General features: G+C 65.8%; 19 protein-coding genes. 9 read left to right on the top strand and 10 right to left on the bottom strand.

Features of this window, described 5'->3' with window-relative positions; genetic code table 11:
• The first annotated feature begins 29 nt into the window (after window positions 1-29).
• The 3 genes from ACQR1Y_RS03960 to ACQR1Y_RS03950 all read left to right on the top strand — a co-directional run bounded on the left by ACQR1Y_RS03960 (window position 30) and on the right by ACQR1Y_RS03950 (window position 3,642).
• On the top strand, window positions 30-1,115 hold the full coding sequence (locus ACQR1Y_RS03960) for a malate/lactate/ureidoglycolate dehydrogenase (RefSeq protein ID WP_434875339.1): 1,086 nt from the start codon (window positions 30-32) through the stop codon (window positions 1,113-1,115).
• 130 nt (window positions 1,116-1,245) lie between these two features.
• Window positions 1,246-2,025 (top strand): HpcH/HpaI aldolase family protein, encoded by a 780-nt coding sequence (locus ACQR1Y_RS03955; RefSeq protein ID WP_434858354.1) that lies wholly within the window; start codon window positions 1,246-1,248, stop codon window positions 2,023-2,025.
• A 93-nt stretch (window positions 2,026-2,118) separates the two neighbouring features.
• Window positions 2,119-3,642, top strand: a complete 1,524-nt coding sequence (locus tag ACQR1Y_RS03950; RefSeq protein ID WP_434875340.1) for a UxaA family hydrolase — start codon at window positions 2,119-2,121, stop codon at window positions 3,640-3,642.
• Window positions 3,643-3,859: 217 nt separating this feature from the next.
• Here ACQR1Y_RS03950 and ACQR1Y_RS03945 read toward each other — a convergent pair whose 3' ends face one another.
• A complete protein-coding gene (locus ACQR1Y_RS03945) occupies window positions 3,860-4,057 on the bottom strand; it encodes a hypothetical protein (protein WP_006613836.1) in 198 nt (65 codons plus the stop codon).
• A gap of 435 nt (window positions 4,058-4,492) precedes the next feature.
• Here ACQR1Y_RS03945 and ACQR1Y_RS03940 point away from each other — a divergent pair, with 435 nt between their 5' ends.
• From ACQR1Y_RS03940 to ACQR1Y_RS03915, 6 genes are all read left to right on the top strand, one after another.
• Window positions 4,493-7,807 carry a DUF2126 domain-containing protein gene (locus ACQR1Y_RS03940; RefSeq protein WP_434875341.1) on the top strand — a complete coding sequence of 1,105 codons (3,315 nt, stop codon included), beginning with the start codon at window positions 4,493-4,495 and terminating at the stop codon, window positions 7,805-7,807.
• A gap of 31 nt (window positions 7,808-7,838) precedes the next feature.
• Window positions 7,839-10,376, top strand: coding sequence for a circularly permuted type 2 ATP-grasp protein (locus ACQR1Y_RS03935; RefSeq protein WP_434875342.1), 2,538 nt, complete (start codon window positions 7,839-7,841; stop codon window positions 10,374-10,376).
• On the top strand, window positions 10,373-11,251 hold the full coding sequence (locus ACQR1Y_RS03930; protein ID WP_434875343.1) for a transglutaminase family protein: 879 nt from the start codon (window positions 10,373-10,375) through the stop codon (window positions 11,249-11,251). Before ACQR1Y_RS03935 ends, ACQR1Y_RS03930 begins: the two co-directional genes overlap by 4 nt.
• Before the next feature lie 102 nt (window positions 11,252-11,353).
• Window positions 11,354-11,734: a hypothetical protein gene (locus tag ACQR1Y_RS03925; RefSeq protein WP_434875344.1), complete on the top strand. Its 381-nt coding sequence runs from the start codon at window positions 11,354-11,356 to the stop codon at window positions 11,732-11,734.
• A gap of 434 nt (window positions 11,735-12,168) precedes the next feature.
• Window positions 12,169-12,591 (top strand): hypothetical protein, encoded by a 423-nt coding sequence (locus tag ACQR1Y_RS03920; RefSeq protein ID WP_434875345.1) that lies wholly within the window; start codon window positions 12,169-12,171, stop codon window positions 12,589-12,591.
• A gap of 138 nt (window positions 12,592-12,729) precedes the next feature.
• Complete coding sequence (locus ACQR1Y_RS03915; protein WP_434875346.1) at window positions 12,730-13,272, top strand: DUF2867 domain-containing protein; 543 nt, start codon at window positions 12,730-12,732, stop codon at window positions 13,270-13,272.
• 45 nt (window positions 13,273-13,317) lie between these two features.
• Here the strand turns inward: ACQR1Y_RS03915 and ACQR1Y_RS03910 are convergent, their stop codons facing one another.
• From ACQR1Y_RS03910 to ACQR1Y_RS03870, 9 genes are all read right to left on the bottom strand, one after another.
• The gene (locus tag ACQR1Y_RS03910; protein ID WP_434875608.1) at window positions 13,318-14,223 is read right to left on the bottom strand and encodes an SMP-30/gluconolactonase/LRE family protein; all 906 of its coding nucleotides are present in this window, start codon (window positions 14,221-14,223) and stop codon (window positions 13,318-13,320) included.
• Between the two features lie 286 nt (window positions 14,224-14,509).
• Window positions 14,510-16,549, bottom strand: coding sequence for a PQQ-dependent sugar dehydrogenase (locus ACQR1Y_RS03905; protein WP_434875347.1), 2,040 nt, complete (start codon window positions 16,547-16,549; stop codon window positions 14,510-14,512).
• A 14-nt stretch (window positions 16,550-16,563) separates the two neighbouring features.
• Window positions 16,564-17,847 carry a sodium:proton antiporter NhaD gene (nhaD, locus tag ACQR1Y_RS03900; protein WP_434875348.1) on the bottom strand — a complete coding sequence of 428 codons (1,284 nt, stop codon included), beginning with the start codon at window positions 17,845-17,847 and terminating at the stop codon, window positions 16,564-16,566.
• 108 nt (window positions 17,848-17,955) lie between these two features.
• Window positions 17,956-19,479: a cryptochrome/photolyase family protein gene (locus ACQR1Y_RS03895; protein ID WP_434875349.1), complete on the bottom strand. Its 1,524-nt coding sequence runs from the start codon at window positions 19,477-19,479 to the stop codon at window positions 17,956-17,958.
• A 10-nt stretch (window positions 19,480-19,489) separates the two neighbouring features.
• Window positions 19,490-20,080 (bottom strand): RNA polymerase sigma factor, encoded by a 591-nt coding sequence (locus ACQR1Y_RS03890; RefSeq protein ID WP_434875350.1) that lies wholly within the window; start codon window positions 20,078-20,080, stop codon window positions 19,490-19,492.
• A gap of 175 nt (window positions 20,081-20,255) precedes the next feature.
• Window positions 20,256-20,906 carry a ChrR family anti-sigma-E factor gene (locus ACQR1Y_RS03885; protein ID WP_434875351.1) on the bottom strand — a complete coding sequence of 217 codons (651 nt, stop codon included), beginning with the start codon at window positions 20,904-20,906 and terminating at the stop codon, window positions 20,256-20,258.
• Window positions 20,903-21,448 carry a sigma-70 family RNA polymerase sigma factor gene (locus ACQR1Y_RS03880; RefSeq protein WP_434875352.1) on the bottom strand — a complete coding sequence of 182 codons (546 nt, stop codon included), beginning with the start codon at window positions 21,446-21,448 and terminating at the stop codon, window positions 20,903-20,905. Before ACQR1Y_RS03880 ends, ACQR1Y_RS03885 begins: the two co-directional genes overlap by 4 nt.
• 217 nt (window positions 21,449-21,665) lie before the next feature.
• Complete coding sequence (folE, locus tag ACQR1Y_RS03875; RefSeq protein WP_434858367.1) at window positions 21,666-22,286, bottom strand: GTP cyclohydrolase I FolE; 621 nt, start codon at window positions 22,284-22,286, stop codon at window positions 21,666-21,668.
• 83 nt (window positions 22,287-22,369) lie between these two features.
• Window positions 22,370-23,710: an aminotransferase class III-fold pyridoxal phosphate-dependent enzyme gene (locus ACQR1Y_RS03870; protein ID WP_434875353.1), complete on the bottom strand. Its 1,341-nt coding sequence runs from the start codon at window positions 23,708-23,710 to the stop codon at window positions 22,370-22,372.
• Window positions 23,711-23,746 lie beyond the last annotated feature (36 nt).

The following is a 23,746-nucleotide window of genomic DNA, read 5'->3' as shown; positions in this document are numbered from 1 at the left end:
CTGCGTGCTGATCGAACCCGCGAGTTGACATGGTCACAATCAAGGTTGCTCATCTCATCGACTTCGTCGCCGACATCTTCGAGCGCGCCGACTCGTCGGCGGAAGAGGCGCGACGGATCGCCACCTACCTGACCACCGCGAACCTGACCGGGCATGACAGCCATGGTGTCATTCGGGTCCCCGTCTACATCCGCTGGAAGAAGATGGGATCGATCGTGCCGAACCAGACGGCCGAGATTGTGGTCGATACGCCGTCCCTGGTGGTGGTGGATGGCAAATTCGGCTACGGTCAGACGGTGACGCCGCAGGCGGTGAGGATCGGTATCGAGCGCTGCAAGACAAGCGGCCTGGCCGCGCTGGCGCTGCGCAATTCCGGCCATCTCGGCCGCGTCGGCGACTGGGCCGAAATGGCCGCCGCCGAAGGGCTGGTCTCGATCCATTTCGTCACTGCCGCAGGCTCGCTGCTGGTCGCCCCCTTCGGTGGCGTGGAGAAGCGATTCTCGACCGCCCCTTACTGCGTCGGCATTCCGCGTGACGGGCAGGATCCGATCGTGCTCGATTTTGCGACCTCGGTCGTCGCCGAAGGCAAGGTGCTGGTGGCGAGCCGCGGCGGCAAGAAGCTGCCGAAGGGCGCGCTGATCGATTCCAACGGGACCCTCAGTGAGGATCCGGCCGTGCTGTATGGTCCCTATGAGGCGGAGGGGACGCGCGATCATACCAAGGGAACAGGCGCGATCCGCGCGTTCGGCGAGCACAAGGGCTCGGGCCTTGCGTTCATCTGCGAACTGCTCGGCGGCGCCCTGACCGGTACCGGCGCGACCTCGGCCAATCGGCGCTTCGCCAACGGCATGCTCGCGATCTACATCGATCCGAAGGTGGTCGATCCCGCCAACTTCTTCGACAGCGAGGTCACCCGCTACACCGATTTCATCCGCGCGACCAAGCCCGTCGCAGGTGTCGATCAGGTTCTGGTGCCCGGTGACACCGAGCGCAAGACGCGGGCTGAACGCACCGCCAACGGCGTGCCCTTGCCCGATGACACCTGGGCGGCGATAGTGAATACGGCACGCGAGGTGGGCGTCAGCGAGGCGAGCATCCAGCGCGCCACATCGTGACGCGGTGGCGTCCAGCGAAATCAAGCCATCCGAAGCCGCACGGGCTTCACTGACCGCAGCGTGCTGCGGGCGCAACCGAAACGTCGAACAAGTCAAATCGATTTGAACAACCAGGGAAGGAAATCCGGTCGTGGCGAACAACAAGGTCAAGCAGCTCTGGGCCGAAGGCAAAGCGGTGGTGAATGCCTGGCTCGCGATCCCCTCGGGGTTTTCCGCGGAGGTCGTGGCGCAGTGCGGCTTCGACAGCGTCACCGTGGACATGCAGCACGGTGTGCAGGACTATCTGTCGATGGTGCAATGTTTCCAGGCGATGCATGCTCATCCGGTCACGCCGATGGTGCGCGTGCCGTGGAATGAGCCCGGCATCATCGGCAAGGTGCTCGATGGCGGCGCGTATGGCGTCATCTGCCCGATGGTCAACACACCTCAGGAAGCCCGCAATCTCGTCTCCTACTCGAAGTACCCGCCGAAGGGCGTGCGCTCGAACGGCCCGATCCGCTCCGGCATGTACGGTGGCGCCGGCGAGTACCAAAAGACGGCCAATGACGAAATCGTGCTGCTGCCGATGATGGAGACGAAGACGGCGGTCGAGAACATGGAGGCCATCCTCGACGTCGAGGGCATCGACGGCGTGTATATCGGACCGTCCGATCTCGGCTTCTCCTACGGTCTCGTGCCGAAGCTCGACCGCGACGAGCCGGAGATCCTCAAGATCTACGAGAAGATCGTGAAGGAGTGCGGCAAGCGCGGGCTGAACCCGGGCATCCATTGCAGCGGCGCCGAGGGCGCGGCGCGCGCGATCAACATGGGCTTCAAGCTGGTCACGCTGTCTAACGAGGTCGGCCTGATGCAGGTCTATGCCCGTCAGCAGGTCTTGCAGACGCGCAAGGACTCCGGCGGCAAGGCCTGAGGGCGAATTGCTGATAGGGAATAGCGAGGAGGGGTGCCTCTACTCGCTCTTCGCTGTTTCCACGACCGATGAGTTCCAACGAGAGAGACTGCCATGGCTCCCGCTCCCGTCATCCGTCTTCATCCCGAGGACAGCGTCCTGATCGCGCGCGCGAGCCTGCCGCCCGGGCTGGCCGTGGCCGATGGCGTCGTGACGCTCGATCGTATCCCGGCGGGACACAAGGTCGCGGTGCGTCCCATCGCGCAGGGCGAGCCGATCCGCCGTTACGGCCAGATCATCGGCTTCGCCACTTCGCCGATCGCGCCGGGGCAGCACGTTCATACACAGAACTGCGGCATGGGCGATTTCGCCAAGGACTACGCCTATGGCGTCGACGTCAAGCCGACGCCGAATTTCGATCTGCCGGCAACGTTCGAGGGCATCCGCCGCCCCGATGGGCGCGTCGCGACCCGCAACTATATCGGCATCCTGACATCGGTGAATTGCAGCGCCCATGTCGCGGGCCTGGTCGCCGACGTCTTCAAGAGAAATCCGTTCACGGGCGATGATCCGCTCGCCGACTATCCCCATGTCGACGGTGTGGTGGCGCTGACGCACAAGACGGGCTGCGGCATGACGATGGATGAGCCGCTGAAACTGTTGCGGCGAACGCTCGGCGGCTACGCGCGGCACGCGAACTTCTCCGCGGTGATCGTGCTCGGCTTGGGATGCGAGGCCAATCAGATCGGCGGGCTGATGGAAGAGCAGAAGCTCGCCGGCCGGTTGCGCGCGATGGACATCCAGGAGGTCGGCGGCACCCGCAAGACCGTGGAGGCCGGCATTGCCTTCGTGAAGGAGGCGCTGGCCGACGCCAACAAGGTGAAGCGCGAGACGGTTCCCGCGAGCGAATTGACGGTCGCGCTCCAGTGTGGCGGCTCCGACGGCTACTCCGGAATCTCCGCCAACCCCGCGCTTGGTGCCGCTAGCGACCTGCTGGTGCGACATGGTGGCACGGTCATCCTGTCGGAGACGCCGGAGACCTACGGCGCCGAGCATCTGCTGACGCGCCGCGCCGTGAGCCGCGACGTCGGCGAGAAACTGGTGTCGCTGATGCGCTGGTGGGAAGAGTATACAGCGCGCGAAGGCGCGGAAATGAATGCCAACCCGAGTCCCGGCAACAAGGCCGGTGGCCTGACCACCATCCTGGAGAAGTCGCTCGGCGCGATGGCCAAGGCCGGCAGCACCAATCTGGTGGATGTGTTGCATTATGCCGAAGCCGTGACCAAGAAGGGCTTCGTGTTCATGGACACGCCCGGCTACGACCCCGTCGCGGCGACGGGGCAGGTGGCCGGCGGCGCCAATCTCGTCTGCTTCACCACCGGACGTGGCAGTGTGTTCGGCTGCAAGCCGGCACCGTCGATCAAGCTGGCGACGAATACGCCGATGTACAAGCGGATGGAAGACGACATGGACGTCAACTGCGGCACCATCCTCGACGGCGAGGAGACGGTGCAGGAGTGCGGCCAGCGGATCTTCGAATTGATGCTGAAAACCGCATCCGGGCAGCCGACCAAGAGCGAAAGCTTCGATTTCGGCGGCGCTGAGTTCGCGCCCTGGGTGCTCGGTGCGACGATGTAGCTCGGGCTTTCGAGCTCTTCGCTGGCTTCTTGGCCGGTTTCTCGGCTGCCTCGCGAGCGGATTGCCGGATGTTTCCGTGCCGGCATCTGATCGCAGCTGGGATCACGTCGTAGCTGAGACTGGATCGCAACTGAGATCAGATGACAGGCTGGTAGCGCCGCCTCGGTACACCGACTTGGGCTGGCCGCGCTGACGCGCGACAGCGGCGCCGAACAAATTACCGCTGGTGGCCGAGGCCAATGCCCAGCGCCAGGGCCTTCTGGCGCAGCGAGCCTTCAGTCCGCTTCATCGCCTTGGCGATCTTGGCAACCGGGGTCTTGGACTTCGAGTGCTGCTTCAGCAGCTTGATGTCGGCGGCGGTATACGGCTTGCGCGCCAACTTCTTGGTAGCTGCCTTCTTAGCTGTCTTGGCCAACGTGATTCTCCTTTTGGCAATGGGGGTCCTAAATAGCACGTGTAGTCGAGCTATCAAGTGATTGCGGCGAATGCAACGCTATTAGTTCTTGTTAGTTCAACTTTCGGGGTTAATCCCTGCTATTGCAGAGTGGTCAATCTTCCGTGACCGTATCGGCCTCTCCCTGTGGACAACTCCGAGGGAACACGGTGAAACGGGTTGTTTGTTCTTCTCCCGTTCTTGTTAGGACGCCTGAGTTGGTCACGGTCCCGCCGCAAAAGCCACCGGTGCGTGCAGTCCGAACACCTGATCGGGGCGCGATGAGACCGAAGGACGGCCGAATTGTCATCTTCCGGGCCCAGGACGGTTCATTAGGCAGCTCTGCCCGTTGTTAGTGCTTGATCCCTGAGCACGGCAATGTTCTGCTCAAAAAAGTTGCTGGAGCGCTGAACCCACGTGTCAATCTACGTCGCATTACATCACGTCACCCATTATAAGTATGATCGTCCCGTCGGATTGGGCCCGCAGACCATCCGTCTGCGTCCGGCTCCCCATACCAGGACGCCGGTGCTGAGCTATTCGCTCAAGGTCACGCCATCGAACCATTTCGTGAACTGGCAGCAGGACCCGCAGGGCAACTGGCTCGCGCGCTATGTTTTTCCGGAGAAGGTGAACGAACTGAAAATCGAGGTCGATTTCACGGCGCAGATGACCGTGATCAATCCGTTCGATTTCTTCGTCGAGCCTTATGCCGACAGCTTTCCGTTCGCCTATCCCGACGGATTGAAAGCGGAACTCGCGCCCTATCTGGAGACGATCGAGCCCGGACCAAAGTTCGCGGAATACTTGAAGTCGCTGCCGCGCGAAGCCGACAACACGGTCAACTATCTCGTTGATCTCAATGCGCAGTTGCAGAAAAAGATTCGCTATATCATCCGGATGGAGCCCGGCGTTCAAACGCCGGAGGAGACGCTGGCCTCGGCGGCGGGCTCCTGTCGCGACTCCGCATGGCTGCTGATTCAGACGATGCGGCATCTCGGTCTCGCCGCACGCTTCGTCTCGGGCTATTTGATCCAGCTTCGTCCTGATATCGATCCGATCGAAGGGCCGGTCGAGGTCGAGAATGACTTCACCGATCTGCATGCCTGGGCGGAGGTCTATCTGCCCGGTGCCGGGTGGATCGGATTCGATGTGACCTCGGGCATGCTTGCGGGCGAGGGACATATTCCCGTCGCCGCGACCCCGCATTATCGCTCGGCCGCGCCGATCTCGGGCAGTGCCGGAATTGCCGAGGTCGACTTCGCCTTCGAGATGAATGTGAAGCGTATCCGCGAAGCGCCGCGGATCACGCGGCCTTTCTCCGATGAGTCCTGGCAGAAGCTCGATCAGCTCGGCGAGGCCGTCGACGCCGATCTCGCCGCTCACGACGTGCGGCTGACGATGGGCGGCGAACCGACCTTCGTGTCGATCGACGACATGGAGTCCGCGGAGTGGAATACGGCCGCGGTCGGTCCGGCCAAGCGCGGGCTTGCCGACAGCCTGATCCGGCGCCTGCGGTCGCGGTTCGCGCCCGGTGGCCTGCTGCATTACGGCCAGGGCAAATGGTACCCCGGCGAAAGCCTGCCGCGCTGGGCGTTCGGACTGTATTGGCGCAAGGACGGCGAGCCGATCTGGCGCAATCCCGATCTGATCGCGAGCATCGACGCCCCGCGCATGGCCACGATCGCGGATGCGGAGCGCTTCCTCGATACGACGGCGGAGACGCTCGGCCTCGAGCCGGACTATGTGCTGCCGGCGTATGAGGACCCCGCGCATTGGTTGCAGAAGGAAGCGGCGCTGCCCGAGAATGTCGATGCGCTCGACTCCAAGCTGGACGATCCGGAAGAGCGCGCCCGCATGGCGCGCGTGTTCGACGAAGGGCTGCACATTCCGCGCGGCTTCGTGCTGCCGATCCAGCGCTGGAATGCGCAGCCGAAGCGCTGGCGCAGCGAGCGCTGGGGACTGCGGCGCAAGCGGCTGTTTCTGATTCCAGGCGACTCGCCGCTCGGCCTGAGGCTGCCGATCAACTCGCTGCTGTACATTCCGCCAGAAGACTTCCCGTATATTCACGAGCAGGATCCGATGGAGGCGCGCGGGCCATTGCCCGCTTATGCGCAAGGACGTCCTGTGATCGTGCCGCAGGTGCCGCCGCTGAAGGCGCTCGACCGGCCGCCACAACAACAGCAGGACGTTCAGTACCAGTATTGGGGCGGTCTCGGCGTGCGCACCGCGATGTCGGTCGAGATCCGCGACGGCATTCTCTGCGTCTTCATGCCGCCGGTGGAGACCATCGAGGATTATCTGGAGCTGATCGCGACCGTCGAAGCGACGGCCGAGGCGATGCAGATCAAGGTTCATGTCGAGGGCTATGCGCCGCCGTTCGATCCGCGCATCGACGTCATCAAGGTGACGCCCGATCCCGGCGTCATCGAGGTCAACATCCAGCCGGCGCAGAGCTGGCGCGAGGCGGTGGACATCACCTTCGGGCTCTATGAGGACGCCGCCAAGACGCGGCTCGGCGCCAACCGCTTCCTGATCGACGGCCGCCACACCGGCACCGGTGGCGGCAATCACGTCGTGGTCGGCGGCTCGTCGCCGCCGGATTCGCCGTTCTTGCGCCGTCCCGATCTGTTGAAGAGCCTCGTGCTGTATTGGCAACGGCATCCAGCACTGTCTTATTTGTTCTCCGGCATGTTCATCGGCCCGACCAGCCAGGCCCCGCGCATCGACGAGGCGCGCCATGACAGTCTCTATGAGCTGGAGATCGCGCTTGCCAATGTGCCGCCGGCCGGGCAGGGCGTGCCGTTGTGGCTGGTCGATCGGCTGTTCAGGCATCTCCTGGTCGATATCACCGGCAACACCCATCGCTCTGAGATCTGTATCGACAAGCTGTACTCGCCGGAAGGCCCGACGGGCCGCCTCGGTCTCGTCGAATTCCGCGCGCTCGAAATGCCGCCGGATCCGCGCATGTCGCTGGCGCAGCAACTGCTCATCCGTGCCCTGATCGCCAAGCTGTGGCGCGAGCCGCAGGAAGGCAATTTCGTGCGCTGGGGCACGGCGCTGCACGACCGCTTCATGCTGCCTCACTTCATCTGGGAGGATTTTCTTGATGTGCTGGATGAGCTGCGGTCGTCCGGCTACGACTTCTCGCCGGAATGGTATCAAGCGCAGCTCGAGTTCCGTTTTCCGACCTTCGGCCGCGTGCAGCATGGCGGCGTGACCCTGGAGCTGCGGCAGGCGCTGGAGCCGTGGCACGTGCTGGGCGAGGAGGGTGCCGCGGGCGGCACCGTGCGCTACGTGGATTCCTCGGTCGAACGGCTTCAAGTGAAAGCTGAAGGCTTCATCGAGGGCCGGCACCTCGTCACCTGCAATGGTAGGAGAATGCCGATGACATCGACCGGCCGCTCGGCGGAGGCCGTCGCCGCCGTCCGCTTCAAGGCGTGGCAGCCGGCCTCCGGCCTGCATCCGACCATCCCGGTGCATTCGCCGCTGACCTTCGATCTGATCGACACCTGGAACGGCCGCTCGCTCGGTGGCTGCGTCTATCACGTGGCCCATCCCGGCGGCCGCAACTACGACACCAAGCCGATCAACTCCTACGAGGCGGAGGCGCGGCGGCTCGCCCGATTCCAGGATCACGGCCACACTCCCGGACGAATCGCGCTGCCGCCGGAAGAACGCACAAATGAATTCCCGATGACCCTCGACTTGCGCAGGCCGCTCCGGCATTGATTGAGCCCTAGTTTGTGCGGAGGAGCAGGGCATGGACGGCCCGAGCGGCCAGGACCAGGGAGCGACCCCCGCCGCCGGCCGGCCGGCGGCGCGTCCTCCGCTGCGCCGCGCGACGCAATGGTCTCGCGACTACGCCCGGCTGCCCGGCATTCCCGATGAGTTCATCGGCGCCGACGGCCAGCCGCGCCCGGTGTGGACGCGTTTTGCGGATACGTTCGCCGCGCTCGCACCGACCGACATCGACCGCCGCTTCGCCTCGGCTGACCGGCATCTGCGCGAGGCCGGCGTCACCTATCGCTCGCCCGGTGACAATGCCGAGCGCTCCTGGCCGCTGAGCCATCTGCCGCTGCTGATCGACGAGGCCGAGTGGGCGCAATTGTCCCAGGGCATCGTGCAGCGCGCCGAGCTGTTCGAGCGCGTGCTGCGGGATATCTATGGCGAGGGACGCCTGATCGCGAGCGGCGCGCTGCCGGCGGCGGCCGTCGCCGGCTCCAGCGAATATCTGCGGCCCGTCTGTGGCATCAAGCCGCCGGGCGGCCGCTTCCTCAGCATTTACGCCGCCGACATCGGCCGTGGTCCTGACGGGCGCTGGTGGGTCCTGAACGATCGTACCCAGGCGCCGTCGGGCATGGGCTATGCGCTGGAAAACCGGCTGGTGCTGTCGCGCGCGTTCTCCTCGATCTACAAGTCGATGAATGCCGAGCGGCTCGCGCCGTTCTTCGAGACCTTTCGCGACGCGCTGCGCGCCGGCGCAGATCGCGACGAGCCGCGCATCGGCGTGCTGACGCCGGGCACCTTCAGCGAAACCTATTTCGAGCACGCGACGCTGGCGCGTTATCTCGGCTTCCTGCTGGTGGAGGGCGACGACCTCGCCGTCAGCGGCGATCGCGTCCACATCCGCACCGTCGCCGGGCTCAAGCGCGTCGACGTGCTGCTGCGCCGGCTCGATTCCAACTCGCTCGATCCGCTCGAGCTCGATGCCGCCTCGCGCCTCGGCGTCGCCGGGCTGATGGACGTCGTTCGCAAGGGCGGCGTCGTGCTCGCCAACATGCCGGGATCGGGCGTGCTCGAAGCGCGCGCGCTGCTCGGCTTCCTGCCGAGCCTGTCGCGGCGCGTGCTCGGTGAGGACCTCAAGATCCCGCATATCGCGACCTGGTGGTGCGGGCAGAAATCGGCGCGCGACGAGGTGTTGGATCGGCTCGAGGACTTCGCCATCGAGGGCGCCTATGGCCGCGCCGTGCCGGGCTTTGCGAGCAGCGGCCCGGTGCTGCCGAGCGAGCTCTCGGCGGCCGAGCGCGATCGCTTGCGCGCGGCCATCAAGCAGCGCGGCATCGACTATGTCGGCCAGGAGGTGGTGCGGCTGTCGACGACGCCGGTGTGGGAAGGCGGGCGGATCGCGCCACGGCCGTTCGTGCTGCGCGTGTTCGCGGCCGTGACGCCGGACGGCGGCTGGACCGTGATGCCCGGCGGCTTCTGCCGCATTGCCGACAAGCTCGATGCGCGCGCCATCTCGATGGGCGACGGCGCGCGCGCCGCCGACGTCTGGGTGGTCGGCGACAAGGCGGTCGCCGCGCGCACCCTGCTGCCGGGGTCGGACAATGTCCGCATCCGCCGCATCGCCGGCGTGCTGCCGAGCCGCGCGGCGGACAATCTGTTCTGGCTCGGCCGCTATCTCGAACGCGCGGAGGCGACGTTGCGGCTGATCCGCGTGCTCGGCGCGCAGCACCGCGATCCCGGCAGGGACGCGCCGGCGCAGCTCAACACGGCCGAGCGCATCCAGCGCCTGCTTCTCGCCTGGGGCGCGATCTCGCAGACGTCGCGGACCAGGGGATCGCAGGTCGCGGCCGAAGCGCTGCAGGCGGAGGCCCAGTTCGGCTCGGCCTTGTCGCTGCTCAAATCGGCTCAACGCACCGCGACATCGCTGCGCGAGCGGCTGTCGCCCGACGCCTGGCAGGTGATCACCGAAATGCCGAGCCGTCTGGCGCAGGACGCGGAGGACGAGGACGCCGTCGTCAGCACGGCCGAGCTCATCCTGGAGAAGCTTGCGAGCTTTGCCGGCCTTGCCCAGGAGAACATGAATCGCGCCGCCGGCTGGCGCTTCCTCGATATCGGGCGCCGCGCCGAGCGCGCCATCAACACCGCGCGGTTTGCGCGGCAGTTCGGCTATGACGAGGCGACGCCTGAGGATCTCGACGTCCTGCTGACCCTGGTCGATTGCCAGATCACCTACCGGTCGCGCTATCTGATCGGTCCGTCGCTGGCGCCGATCCGCGATCTCGTGGTGCTCGACCTCTATAATCCGCGCTCGGTCGCCTTCCAGATCGAGACCTTGAACGAGCACATCGCGGGCCTGCCGGTGCTCAAGGAAAATGGCCTGATCGAGCGGCCGCAGCGGCTTGCGGTCTCGCTGGTCGCGCGGCTCACGGCGGCGGAGGCGGCGCATCTCGACGGCCGCACGCTGTTCGCGCTGGAGCAGGACCTGCTCAGTCTGGCGGAGGCGATCGGACAGCATTACTTCCCGCACGGCCCCAATGCGACCCGGCCGGAAAAGCTCACGGGCCTCGCGTGATCTACGACATCCGTCATGTCACGACCTACGAATATGAGAGCGCGGTGAGCTTTGCGCGCTGCTCGCTGCGGCTGGAGCCCGCGAGCGGCGATGGCCAGGAACTGATCTCGCACAGCGTCGACATCCGGCCGCGTCCCTCGGAGCGCACCGCGCGGCGCGACTTTTTCGGCACGCTGACCGAAAGCATCGTCATCGATACCCAGCACCGCCATCTGCGCATCGACTCGCGCTCGCGGGTGAAGCTGGCGCGCAACGCCCCGGAGCGGGATGCGCCGAGCGCCGCCTGGGAGCACGTCCGCGACGACGCCTTCGAGGCGACCAGCCTCGGGCCGGCGTCGCCGATCGGCTACGTCTTTGCCAGTGCGCTGGTGCCGGTGCTTGCGCCGGTGACGGACTATGCGGCGGCGAGCTTTCCGGCCGGCACCGGCATCGTCGCCGGCGCGGCCGACCTGATGCGGCGCATCCGCAAGGAGTTCAAATACGACCCGAAGGCGACGGTGATCTCGACGCCGCTCGCCGAGGTGTTCGACAATCGTCACGGTGTCTGCCAGGACTTCGCGCATGTCATGATCGCGGGCCTGCGTGGCCTCGGCCTGCCGGCCGCCTATGTCAGCGGCTATCTGCGGACGATTCCGCCCGAGGGCCAGCCGCGGCTGCAGGGCGCGGATGCGACGCATGCCTGGGTATCGCTGTGGTGTGGCGAGGCGCTCGGCTGGATCGGCTTCGATCCGACCAACGATCTCGTCGTCGGCAACGATCACATCATCCTCGGCATGGGCCGCGACTTCTCGGATGTCTCTCCGATCGACGGCATCATTGTCGGCTCGCCGAAACAGAAGCTCGGCGTTGCGGTCGACGTCGTGCTGGTCGAGTAGGGCGGTTCCCGGCCGGGGAACCCGCGGAACATTTTTCCTGCATCGCACTTGATCCGCCCGAGGGGCCCGAATGGGGGCTGGTTGACCCTTTCGAGCGATGGAGTGATCGATATGAAGCGTGTTGCAATCCTCATTGGCCTCGTCGGCGCCTGCGTCGTCGGCTCCGCCTCCGCCCAGCCGAGCGCGAATCTCACCGGCACCTACCGCTGCATCCAGATGTGCCGCGACGGCATGATCGGGGCGCCTGCCTTCGTGACCCAGAACGGCGATGCCGTGAACATGACCACCGAGACCGGCGAATCGCTGCAGGCCTGGCCGGACTGGAATGCGCCGAACAGCCGGCTCTGGATCGATGCGCGTGACGAAAGCGCGGTGTATTCGCCGGACGGCATGCGCATCCAGTTCGACGACGGCCGCGTCTGGCAGCGCGATTTGCCTCCGCCGGTTTTCGTCGGCCGTGCGCCGGTGGTGTACGGGCGGTAGGTACTTCGCGCCGACTCCCACGCCGTCGTCATCGTCTGCACGCATAAGCGGATGACGTCGTGCACGTGAGGGTCGAGCAGTTTGCGCCATCATCGGTGTCGTCCCGGCGAACGCCGGGACCCATAACCACCGTCGTCTGTTGTGGGGTGTGCTGGCAACTGCGAATGTGCCTCCCACCGTGGCCTGTGGGTATCGGTCCCGGATCGGCGCCGCACCAACGCAGTCGCGTTGGCGCAGCTTGTCCGGGACGACAGCGAATTTGTTGAGCTGCCATTCAACGACAACATTAGCTGCACAAGCCGCGGCGCGCAGAATGCTCGCCTGCGCCGGCGTGACGGTTGAGTATGAGGCAGCGTTCTCGCGACATGATCTGCCCGAGTCATGATGATCAGTTCGACCCTCTGATAACGAGAGGGCGCAGGGAATGCCGGGCGATGGCCTCACCCATGGCCCGCCTGCGAAAAAAAAGCAGGCGGCAGGTACCACAGGTGCAGCCGGATCGACCCGGCATTCCCTGCGCGATGGCTTTACGGCTTATACGTGGTCTCCCTGGTGCGCCGGGCTTTTGGGCCACCATCCCCGGCGCGATCGCATTGCGCCAAGTTGACACCAGCATCGGGGTGTCAGGACATCACGACTTCACCGTGCGCATCATGCTGTTCGTCCGCGCGACTGATCACGCTGCAGCATCACACGCCCACCGCTCCCCAGGCTCCACGTTCGTGACGATCGCGATCCGCCCCTTTCACGAGCCCGGGATAGCCGCAAACATCGGCCTGATTTGCCCGACGACACAAGGGATGCGGCGTGCGGCAAACTGGCACGACGGGCAGTTTGAACATTGCGCCGCTGCATGATGGGCATAGCCGGGCGGCTTAACTCGTGGGGAATTCCCGGATGAGAGGCGTCAAATCGCCGTAGGCGATACGATGGGCTTGTGCATGAAGCACGGGATTGCTTGGATCGAGACACCGGCCGCCGACGCAGGACGCCAGATGAGATCCGGACAATCTTCTGCCGCGATGCGCGAGACGTCGCTTCCTGCGACATCGCTCATCGATCGCGCGCTGCTGTTGCGCAGTGACTACCGTGAGTCGATCGCGATCGAACTCAGCCGCGCCGACCTGTCGACCATCGACGCATTCTTCGCCATCTTCGGCCACCGGCCCCGCTGGATGAAGACCATTCTCATCCTGCGCAACGCGCTCGCGGCGCCATTCGGTCTGGAGGTCTCGCGTCATCGCGACATCCTGTCGGTGGAGCGGAAGCCCGCTTATGCGGTCGGCGACAGCCTGCTCGGCTGGACCATCTTCGTTCACACGCCCGCCGAACTCATCGTCGGGCGCGACAACGCGCATCTCGATTTCCGCGTGTCCATTCTGCGCGAGGATGCCACGGAACAGCCGCGCGCTGTGATTTCGACGATTTGCGATGCCCACAACATGTTCGGCGTCGCCTATCTGAAAGCGGTCCTGCCGTTTCACAAACGCGGCTTTCGGTGGCTGATCGCGCGGGCAAGGTCCTCCGGGCGGCTCTGACGGCTGGCAATGACAGCCTCTGTCAGTCCTTGCCGGACGCAGATCTCAACACGCTCGTCGCTGCAGACAATGCTCGCGGCCTTCGACATCGGTTCGAAATGACTCGATGAAGCCGCCCTGGCGCTGCGTCACGTACACCGTCTTGCCGTCGCTGCCGCCGAAGGCGAGGTTGGTCGGCTCCTTGGCTTTCAGCGCGACCTCGCGGATCGTGCGGCCGTCGGGCGCGAGGACGGCGATGCTGCCCTTCAGGATGTGCGCGACGAACAGCCGGCCGCTGGTATCGGTGCGGAGGCCGTCGATCGTGTTCGGCTCGAACTTCGCGATCAGTTTGGGCCGCGTCAGCGTCTCGCCCTCGACCGCGTAGGACCAGATCTCGCCGCTGTTGGACTCGCCGACGTAGAGTGTGCGGCCGTCGGGGCTGAGGTCGATGCCGTTCGTCGTGCCCATCGCGCGCGGCGCGGTCATCGCAGCGCCTTGCATCGTTCCGTCCGGGCTCCTTGCGATCCGCCAGATCCGGCCGCTGCGCGCCTTGAAGGCCGGGTCGCTCGCATAGATGGTTCCGTCCCGGGCCAGCGTGATGTCGTTGGGCTGGCTCATCTCGTCGGCGTGGAAGACGATCTGCGGCTCGGTCGTGCCGGGGGCGATGGCGAAGATGTTGTGGCGCTTGTAGTCGGCGATGAACATCGTGCCGGCGGCATCGATGCGGATCGCATTGCCGATGCTGCCGTCGGGCAACGCAGTGAACGGTTCTGACGTGGTCGCTTCCGGCGCGAGCCTGCCGATGGTGCCGGGCTTGCCGAGATTGACGACGTAGAGATTCCCCTGGGGATCGACGGCGGGGCCTTCGATGCCGAAGGTGTATTCGCCTGAGGGTGTGAGCTGGGTGCTTTCGAACAGTTTTGGCGCGGCGAGGGCTGGGGCAGTTGCTAGCAAGAGCAAAGCGGCAGCCACACCCGAGATGCGTAGGGTGGGCAAAGGCGCGGTGCGATATTGCTGGCGTCCAGGCGCGGTCTCGTGCGCGCCGTGCCCACCATAACTTGCGCCGGTGTCCGCGGCCGGTGGGCACGCATCGCCTGCGGCGATTGCTTTGCCCACCCTACGCGCTGTTGCTCGTGCGTCGTGCTCGTCACTGATGGCGGAGCCCGGGGCCACCCCCACCCCCGACCCCTCCCCGCAAGGGGGAGGGGAGCGCAGCGTCGGCTTGGGTACGACCGGTTTCAACTCGTTGAGGGCTGCGTCAGAGCGGCACCAGGAATTGCTGTTGGATGTAATAGCCATTGTCGTCCGTGCAGGTGCCGTTGAGATAGGTGTCGGCGGGCCGGAAGAAACGGCTGAAGCCGGGCTTATTGACGGCAGACTTTTCCGTCACCACGACGACCTTGCCGAACGGGATGTCGCCGCATTCGCGGCCGTCTCGGGCGAAGAATTTGCGATGCGGCGGGCCACCGGGCTTGATCCGCATCCGGGTACCTGGAACCATGCGCGCGACGAGGTCGTCGGCGATATCAAGCAGCTTGGCATAGCCTGGTTCCGTCTTGATGAGGTTGGCGCCCGGCGGCATCTGCCGTTCGGCGCCGAGGCCGCGCAGGCGCTGGCGGAGGCGGCCGGATTCGGGATCGCCGGGATAGATCCAGCCGTCCTGCGCCAGCATGTAACGCAGAACGGCGCTGTCCTTGTCGCGATCGGATTGCCCGGCCTTCAGGCCGAACTCCGAATGGCAGCCGCTGCAATGTGTCTCGACCAGGTTCTTGCGCACGGTGGTCAGGCGCTGATGGCTGGCGGCATCATCCATGACGAACGCGGTGAGCCGGTCGATCAGTTGACTGCTCCTGGTGTCGCAGGGCAGCGGCTCCGGCGCGGCCTCACCGGTGCGGTCGATGCGGATGACGCTCTGGTTCTTGTCCTCGACCAGCCAGATCGCGCCGTCATCGGCGACGGTCATGCCGACCGGCGCGCCCTGCGGGCGAATGCCGTTGACGCGATGCCAGCCGGAGATGATCTCGTCGAAGGACGCGGCGGGCGCGGGACCCGCCGCGGTCTGGAACGCGCGGCTCGGCTCGGCGGCGCAACTGACGTGATAGCGCACCGGCGGCGGACTGACCTTGGGAAAGCCGTGTTCGTCGACCTCATAGGCGAGCAGGCGGCTGCCGGTGGGACGATAGCCGTGCAGGCCGACCAGCAGCTTGCCCTTCAGGTCGTCGAAGCGCTCGCCCGTGTAGTAGAGCATGCCGAGCGGGGCGCCATGCGGCGGCAGCAGCGACCAGGGCTGCTTGTAGAGCGCGGTCGCCTTGCAGAAGTCCTTGAGGGCGCCCGACTGCAGCGCCTGCTTGAACTCCGGGCTCGGCGTGGCAAGATCGTAGCAATAGGGCCAGCCATAGTGGCGGCCCTGCTCGATCGCGTTGATCTCCTCATTGGGCGCGAAGACGTCCTGCAGGTCGCGCGCGTTCTCGCCCTGCAGGAAGGCGGTGCCGGGATCGGGAAAGCGTGGATGCAGCGCGAGCGCCATCGAGTTGCGCAGACCGCGCGCGAACACCTCGTGAGCGGGATCGGAGGCGCCTGATTTCAGGGCTGGAAAGACGCCGCCCGTGGGCGGCGTGAACAGCCAGATCGCAGCGAGCGGCGAAGCGCCTTCGGCGGCCGCGCAACGGCCAGGCGCCGATGAGAGGCAGTTGTCGCTGTGCGAGCCGACGTTGACGAACAGGCGGCCGGTGCGGTCGAAGGCAAAGGCCTTCAGCGGATGCGCGCTTTCGCTGATACGCGTGCCGTCCGGCAAGGTGAGCTTGCGGCCGGGAAGATTGCGGATGATCGTTTCGATGCTGGCCTTCGGATCGGCGGCGAGCGGGTCGAAGCGGAAGATCGACGTGTCGGTCGACGCGTAGATCTTGCCCTCGGGACCGACAACGAGGCCGAACGGATAGGACAGCCGCGTGATTGCCTCGCGGAGACGTTGGCCGGCGGGCGCTGTGGGATCGAGGATCAGCAGGCGGCCGTCCTCATGGCCCCAGCCGCCCATGTCGGCGATTACGAACAACGGCTTGCCCGGGATCTGCACGATGCTGCGGGGAAATCGCAGGCCATCGTCGCGGCTGGCGACGAGGCCGGCGCAGAAACCGGCCTTCATGTCGATCTGCAGACGCGGGAAGGCGAGGGGAGCATCGCCGCAGCTTGCGGCGCCAAGCGCATAGCCGCTCCGGATCGTCGCGTCGTCGGCGTGGCCGGGAGCTGCGCCCATCAGCAGGGCCGTGACAACTGCAAGAAGGTGCCGCGACCGTCGCATGGGCGCTGATCCGCTCAATGCATCAGATTGTGTTGCACGATGTAGGCGACAGCGCCGGCAAAATAGCCGAGCAGCGCGAGCAGGCTGATGCGGCGCACGTACCAGAAAAAATGGATGTTCTCGAGCCCCATCGCGGCGACGCCCGCGGCCGAGCCGATGATCAGGATCGAGCCGCCGGTGCCGGCGCAATAGGCGACGAACTCCCACAGGAAGCTGTCCGGCGGATATTGGCTGAGGCTGTACATGCCCATGGAGGCCGCCACCAGCGGCACGTTGTCGATGACGGCGCTGGCGAGCCCGAGCACGATCACGATCAGGTCGAGCCGGCCGACGGTGCGGTCGAGCCATTGCGCAAGTGCCTGCAGGATGTGGGTATGCTCGAGGGCTGCGACCGCGAGCAGGATGCCGATGAAGAACACGATCGAGGGCATGTCGATCCGGGTCAGCGCATGCACTAGCGTCAGGCGCTGCTTCTGCTCGGACGCCTTCTGGCGGTGAATGATCTCGCCGACCATCCAGAGCAGGCCGAGGCCGAACAGGATGCCCATGAACGGCGGCAGGTGGGTCACGGCCTTGAACAAGGGGACGGCGACCAGGATGCCGAGGCCCATGAAGAACATGAGGTTGCGCTCGAACGGCAGGATCGGACTGATCGAGGCAAGGCCGGCGCTCGCCGGCGGCACCAGCTCCTTGCCGCGCAGGGTGAAGCTGACGGCGGCGAGCGGGACCACCAGGTTCAGCAGCGAGGCGATGAACACCGATTTCATGATCGCGAGCGGCGTGATCTGGCCGCCGATCCACAGCATCGTCGTGGTGACGTCGCCGATCGCCGACCACGCGCCGCCGGCATTGGCGGCGATCACGATGATGGCGGCAAAGACGAGCCGGTCCTCGTCGCGGCCGGACAGCTTCTTCATCAGCGACACCATCACGATCGCGGTCGTGAGATTGTCGAGCATGGCGCTGAGGAAGAAGGTGACGAAGCCGACCAGCCAGACCAGCGTGACCTGGTTGCGGGTGCCGATCAGCGAGGTCACGACCTCGAAGCCGTTATGAGCATCGATGACCTCGACGATGGTCATGGCGCCGATCAGGAAGAAGATGATCTGGGCCGTCGAGGCCACGGACTCGTTGAGCTCGCCGGCCACCGCGGCCGGCGTCGCGCCCATCACCGCGTAGATCGTCCACATCAGCCCGGCGCCGACCAATGCGGTCGCGGCCTTGTTGATCCGGAACGGGTGCTCCAGCGCCACCACGGCATAAGCGAGCGCGAACACGGCGACGATGGCGGCGGTCATGGGCGGGGCATTCCGGGCTTAAGATCGGCGGGCGGGAAGGAACTGCCCAAGATATGACCGATCGGCCGGCTGCCAGCAAGCCGTGAGCGTCGTTCAGGTGGGGAGGGATCAGACCATCTCGGCGGTGATCGCGTCGGCCTGGCTGCGGATGGCGCGGATCTCGGCGGCGCTGCGGCGGTCGAGATTGACGTACTGGTTGCGCATCCGGCCGTTGTTGGCGAAGCGGCGGCGGTGCTTGGCGAGGAAGCTCCAATACAGCGTCGTGAACGGGCAGGCCTTGTCGCCGGTCGCCTGCTTAGGGTCGTAGCGGCAGTGGCGGCAATGGTCGCTCATGCGGTCGATGTAGTGGCCCGACGCCGCATAGGGCTTGGTGCCGACCACGCCGCCATCGCCATGCTGGCTCATGCCGAGCGTGTTGGGCAGCGATACCCAGTCGATCGCGTCATGGAACATCGACATGTGCCAGAGATGCACGTCGTAGGACTTCACGCCGAGCAGCATCGCGAACAGGCCGAGCACCATCAGCCGCTCGATGTGATGCGCATAGGCGTGGTCGATGGTGTGGCCGATCGCCTGCGACAGGCACCGCATCTCGGTCTCGCCGGTCCAGTAGAAGCGCGGCATCGGCAGGTCGGCGTCGAGCGCGTTCTCGTCGGCATAGTCAGGCATGCGCTGCCAGTAGATGCCGCGCACGAATTCGCGCCAGCCGATGATCTGGCGCACGAAGCCTTCCAGCGCGTTCAGCGGCGCGTTGCGGTTGGCGAGCGCGGCGTCGACCACCTCGCGCGGATTGAGCATGTGCAGGTTCAGCGCGCCCGACAGCCGCGAGTGATACAGGAACGGCTCGTCGGTGAGCATCGCATCCTGATAGGTGCCGAACAGCGACAGCCGCCAGGCGACGAAATCCGACAGCTCGGTCAGCGCGTCGACGCGCGACACCGGCAGGTCGAAGCGCTCGAGCTTGCCGGGGCTGTTGGAGAAGCGTTTTGCAACCAGCTTGATGACGTCCTGCGTGATCTCGTCCGGCGTGTAGGAGCGAGGCACGGGGATCGGAGGCCGCGACTTGCCAAAGCCCTTGCGGTTCTCGGCGTCGAAATTCCAGCTGCCGCCGACCGGTCGGCCGCTGTCGTCGATCAGGATCCCGGTCTTGCGCCGCATCGCGCGGTAGAACGTCTCCATGATCGGCCGCGGATGGCGCTCGGTGAAGGCGTCGAACTCGTCGGCCGTGCACATGAAGTGGCGGTCGCGGCGGATGTCGACCTGCGGCAGCTTGCGCAACTTCTCTCGCACGCGAAAATCGCCGGGCTCGAGCACGATCGTGGCCTCCGGCCGCAGCACCGCCTGGTAGCGGACGATCTCGCTGTCGAGTGCGCCGGTGTTGGCGGGGTCGTCGAGCCGGACATAGTGGCCGCGGCGGCCGCGGCCGGCGAGATCGGCATGGAAATGGCGCATCGCCGCGAAGAAGTAGGCGATCCGCATCTTGTGTTGCGGCACGTAGATCGCCTCGTCGGCGACCTCCATCTGCAGCACCACGTCCTGCTCAGGATCGAAGCCGTCGAACGCGGCCGAATCCGCATCGAGCTGGTCCCCCAGCACGACGACGAGATGTCTGACGGCCTGTGTCTTGGTCATCGGATCCAGATCATGCAGCCACGGCGTGGGCGTGTCCGAGGCAGTCCTTGCGCACGGCCGCCAGGCTGCGATGCAGCCAGGTCTTGATGGTGCCGACGGGTACGCCGAACCGCTCCGACAGCCGCGTGCGGCTTTCGCCCTCGAGATAGGCCAGCGCGAGCAGTTGCCGGCGGTCCTCCGGCAGCCGCTCGAGCGCCTCGCGGGCGATCGGTTCCGCCTGCGCATAGTCGAACTCATCGGCGGCGGCCCCGTCGGCCGGATCAGGGATCGTCAGCGCCTCGTCGAGCTCCGAGGTCGGCAAGCCGGTGGTGCGCAACGCATCGATCGCCGTGTTGCGCATGATGGTGCACATCCAGGTGATGGGCGAGGCGCGTGACGGATCGAAGCTCGCGGCGTGGCGCCAGATCTTCAGGTAGCCGTCCTGCAGGATGTCGTCGAGGTCGGCCGAGGAGGGCAGCAGGGCACGCACGGTCTTGCGCATCTTCACGATCGTGGCAGCGTGGAGCTCGGCGAAGGCCTGCTGGTCGTGACGGCCGGCGCGGGCCAGCAGGTGGCTGAGATGCGCGACGTAACTGTTCGGCTTCGCGCTCGTTGACCGCATCATTCTCCTCCATGCGCTTCCTGTTCGGAAACGGCGCAGGATCAGGCGCGGATCACTGCAAGCTTGCGGTCGTCGCCGTCGCGAGGCAAGTGGCGATTCGTCCAGACGATCGAGATCGTCCGGACGCGCCGTTGCGCTCGCACTGTCAGTTCAGATGAGAGGCCGGCCGAGAGGATCAGAGCCTGACGAAGGGGCTGATCAGGCGGCCGAGCAAGCCATGCATGCGCAGGTCGCCGGTCATCGCCACGAGGCAGATGCAGGGACCCTCGTCGCCGACCACCGGGCGATGATCGACCTCGTCATCGCCGTAGTCGAAATCACCGGGTCCGTAGTAGCCGCCGAGATGGCTGAAGCTGCCCTTCAGCACGCAGGTGAGCTCGTTGCCGGAATGGGTATGTTCGAGCATCCGCGCGCCGGGCTCGGAGCGCAGCAGGAAGGCGCGCGACTTGGCCGAACCGGACAACTGGATCGGGCGCATGCTGATTCCCGGCGCAACGCGGCGGCGCTTACCGATCTTGCAGCGTTTGACCATCTCCGGCAGGTCGGCGAGCTCCGGATCGATCTCGGCGATCTCGCTGACCTGCGGACGGGACTGGGGGCGGCGATCGATCCTCGCCATCACCGCGTCGAAGGCGTCAGCCGCCATGGCGACCGGCTCGGCCTGATCGAGCGCGGCGCCAGCGAGCTGCTCGACGGCGCGCACGAAGCGCCGGCACCGGCCGCATTCGGCGACGTGAACACCGACGACAAGCCGTTCGGCCTCGTCGAGCGCACCCGTGGCGAAGTCCGCCAGCAGGTCTTCCGGCGGGTGATGGCTGATCGTCATGTCGCGTCGTCCAACAGGTCTCTCAGGCGATTCATCGCCAGTCTGATGCGTGATTTTACCGTTCCGAGCGGCAGTCCGAGAACTGCCGCGATCTCCGAATGGGGTCGTTCCTCGATGAACGACAAGCGGATCACGGTGGATTGCTCCACCGATAATCTTTCGATCGCTGCTGTGACGCGTGTGGCATCTTCGACACGCGACATGATCTGATCGGCGGCGAGGGTCGGATCGGCTTCCTCATCGAGGACGATCTCCTTGCTGAGCCGACCGTCGCGGATCGCCTTGCGGGCCGCGTCGATGCGTTGGTTGCGCGCGATGGTGAAAATCCAGGCGGCGGCGCCGGCCGTCGACGGGTCGAACTGAGCCGCCTTGGTCCAGACTGCCACCATCGTGGATTGCGCGATTTCCTCAGCTTCGTCGGCATTGCAGCCGGTCTTGATGAGGAAGCCTTTGATGCGCGGCGCAAAATGCTCGAACAGGGCCTTGAATGCCTCACGGTCGCCGCGCGCGGCAACACGTCCGATCAACTCCGCCCAGTCCACAGTTGCCTTCGGCCCTCTGCCCGTCATTGCCACGGCACGAGCACCCGATCCCCGCACCATTCGATGCCGGGACGATGCCACGTTCCATGGCGTTAATCTAGCCGCTCTCAGTCGCGTGGTCATGTTCCCCGACACGCATGGTCCATGGGGTTGAACGCTGGAGGAGAGCGGCTGGATCACAGTGGGGCGAAGAATCTTGGATCGAAGGGGCCGAAGGTCAGTCCTTCAGGTCCGAATTGACCATCGCCAGGAACTCCTGCCGGCTCATCGGATCGGTGCGGAAGCAGCCGAGCATGCGGCTGGTGGTGAGGTCCACGCCGTGCTTCTTGACCCCGCGCGAGCTGATGCAGTGATGGGCGGCCTTGATCACCACAGCGACGCCCTGCGGCTGCAGCACCTCGTCGATGATGTTGGCGATCTCGGCGGTCATGCGCTCCTGGATCTGCAGCCGCGCCGCATAGGCCTCGACCACGCGCGCGAGCTTGGAAATGCCCACCACGCGGCTGCGCGGCACATAGCCGACCCAGGCGCGGCCGATGATCGGCGCCATATGGTGCTCGCAATGGCTCTGGAACGGGATGTTCCGCAGCAGCACCATCTCGTCGTAGCCGGCGGTCTCCTCGAAGGTCTTGCGGAGATAGTCTTCCGGGTTTTGGTCGTAACCGGCGAAGTAGCTCTTATAGGCGCGGGCGACACGGGCGGGCGTCTCGGACAGGCCCTCGCGCGAAGGATCCTCACCGATCCAGGTGAGGATGGTGCGGATGGCGTCCTCGACGTCGTCCTGGGTGACGGTCACGGGATCGCAGACGAACGGGAGTTTCTTGGCTGTGTTGCGCACGGGGGCTCTCCGAAAGCAGGGAAACGGAACCCCTGCCGCACTGGATCACCGGCCCGCGAAATTCACACGCCTCGCGATGTCCCTCACTCCAGCGCGTCGAGCGCCTGCCGGATGGTCCGGAAGACCGCCTCGATCTGCTCCTCCGAGATGATCAGGGGCGGGGAGAGCACCAGCGTGTCGCTGGAGCCGCGGATCAGCACGCCGTCCGCGAAGCAGCGGTTGGCGCATTCGCTGCCACGGGCGCCCGGTGCGCCGTCGCGGGGCTTGAGGTCGATGGCGGCGAGCAGGCCGATATTCCTGATATCGATCACATGCGGCGCCTGTCTCAGCGCGTGGACGGCCTTTTCCCACAGCGGCGCGATCCGCTGGACGCGCCCGAACAGGTCCTGCTCCGCATAGACGTCGAGCGCGGCGAGCGCCGCGGCGCAGGCGAGCGGGTGGGCCGAATAGGTGTAGCCGTGAAACAGCTCGATTCCCGGAGCGCCGCTCATCATTGCGCCATGGATGTTGCGGTGGACGATGACGCCGCCCATCGGCACCGCGCCATTGGTCATGCCCTTGGCGCAGGTGATGATGTCCGGCGTCGCGCCGAAAGCGTTCGCGGCGAATGCACCCCCGACCCGGCCGAAGCCGGTGATGACCTCGTCGAAGATCAGCAGGATGCCATGGTGATCGCAGATCTCGCGCAGCCGCTCGAGATAGCCGACCGGCGGCGGCAGCACGCCGCCCGAGCCGGTGACGGGCTCGACGATGACGGCGGCCACGGTCGCGGGGTCGTGCAGGGCCAGGAGCTTCTCGAGCTCATCGGCGAAGTGGACGCCCCATTGCGGCTGGCCGCGCGAGAACGCGGCGCGCTCGGGATCGTGGGTGTGCGGCAGATGATCGATCTCGGGCAGCAGCGGGCCGAAGTCGCGGCGATGGCGCGAGAGGCCGCTGACCGATAGCCCGCCCCAGCCCATGCCATGATAGGCGCGGGCGCGGCTGATGAAGCGGATGCGCTCGCCCTGGCCTCGGGCCCGATGATAGGCGCGCGCGATCTTCAACGCCGTGTCGACGGATTCCGATCCGGAGTTGGTGAAGAACACATGATCGAGCCCCTCCGGCGCGATCGCGGCAATGCGCGCGGCGAGTTCGAACGCGGCCGGATGGCTCATCTGGAATGACGAGACGAAGTCGAGCCTGGCCGCCTGCGCCTGGATCGCTTCGACGATGCGGCGCTGGCCGTGCCCGGCGTTGACGCACCACAGCCCGGCCATCGCGTCGAGCACGCGGGCGCCGTCGGGCTTGATGTAGTGCATGCCTTCCGCGGCGACGAACAGGCGTGGGTTGGTCTTGAACTGCCGGTTCGGCGTGAACGGCATCCAGAATGAGTCGAGCTGCGCATCGCTGAGGGCGGCGTCGATCGGCGCGGGGGCGGTGGTCATGGCAATACTCCGGAAACGAGCGGATCGTGGATTGAT

Source organism: Bradyrhizobium sp. HKCCYLRH3099, from assembly GCF_051167855.1.
Lineage (GTDB): Bacteria > Pseudomonadota > Alphaproteobacteria > Rhizobiales > Xanthobacteraceae > Bradyrhizobium.
This window is presented reverse-complemented; position numbering and strand designations above follow the sequence as displayed.

What these genes read in the sequence shown, in the direction of transcription:
- ACQR1Y_RS03960 (WP_434875339.1), top strand. Translation starts at nt 30, where the DNA reads ATGGTCACAATCAAGGTTGCTCATCTCATCGACTTCGTCGCCGACATC.
- ACQR1Y_RS03950 (WP_434875340.1), top strand. Translation starts at nt 2,119, where the DNA reads ATGGCTCCCGCTCCCGTCATCCGTCTTCATCCCGAGGACAGCGTCCTG.
- ACQR1Y_RS03935 (WP_434875342.1), top strand. Translation starts at nt 7,839, where the DNA reads ATGGACGGCCCGAGCGGCCAGGACCAGGGAGCGACCCCCGCCGCCGGC.
- ACQR1Y_RS03920 (WP_434875345.1), top strand. Translation starts at nt 12,169, where the DNA reads ATGGCCTCACCCATGGCCCGCCTGCGAAAAAAAAGCAGGCGGCAGGTA.
- ACQR1Y_RS03915 (WP_434875346.1), top strand. Translation starts at nt 12,730, where the DNA reads ATGAGATCCGGACAATCTTCTGCCGCGATGCGCGAGACGTCGCTTCCT.
- ACQR1Y_RS03905 (WP_434875347.1), bottom strand. Translation starts at nt 16,549, where the DNA reads ATGCGACGGTCGCGGCACCTTCTTGCAGTTGTCACGGCCCTGCTGATG.
- nhaD (WP_434875348.1), bottom strand. Translation starts at nt 17,847, where the DNA reads ATGACCGCCGCCATCGTCGCCGTGTTCGCGCTCGCTTATGCCGTGGTG.
- ACQR1Y_RS03895 (WP_434875349.1), bottom strand. Translation starts at nt 19,479, where the DNA reads ATGACCAAGACACAGGCCGTCAGACATCTCGTCGTCGTGCTGGGGGAC.
- ACQR1Y_RS03890 (WP_434875350.1), bottom strand. Translation starts at nt 20,080, where the DNA reads ATGCGGTCAACGAGCGCGAAGCCGAACAGTTACGTCGCGCATCTCAGC.
- ACQR1Y_RS03885 (WP_434875351.1), bottom strand. Translation starts at nt 20,906, where the DNA reads ATGACGATCAGCCATCACCCGCCGGAAGACCTGCTGGCGGACTTCGCC.
- ACQR1Y_RS03870 (WP_434875353.1), bottom strand. Translation starts at nt 23,710, where the DNA reads ATGACCACCGCCCCCGCGCCGATCGACGCCGCCCTCAGCGATGCGCAG.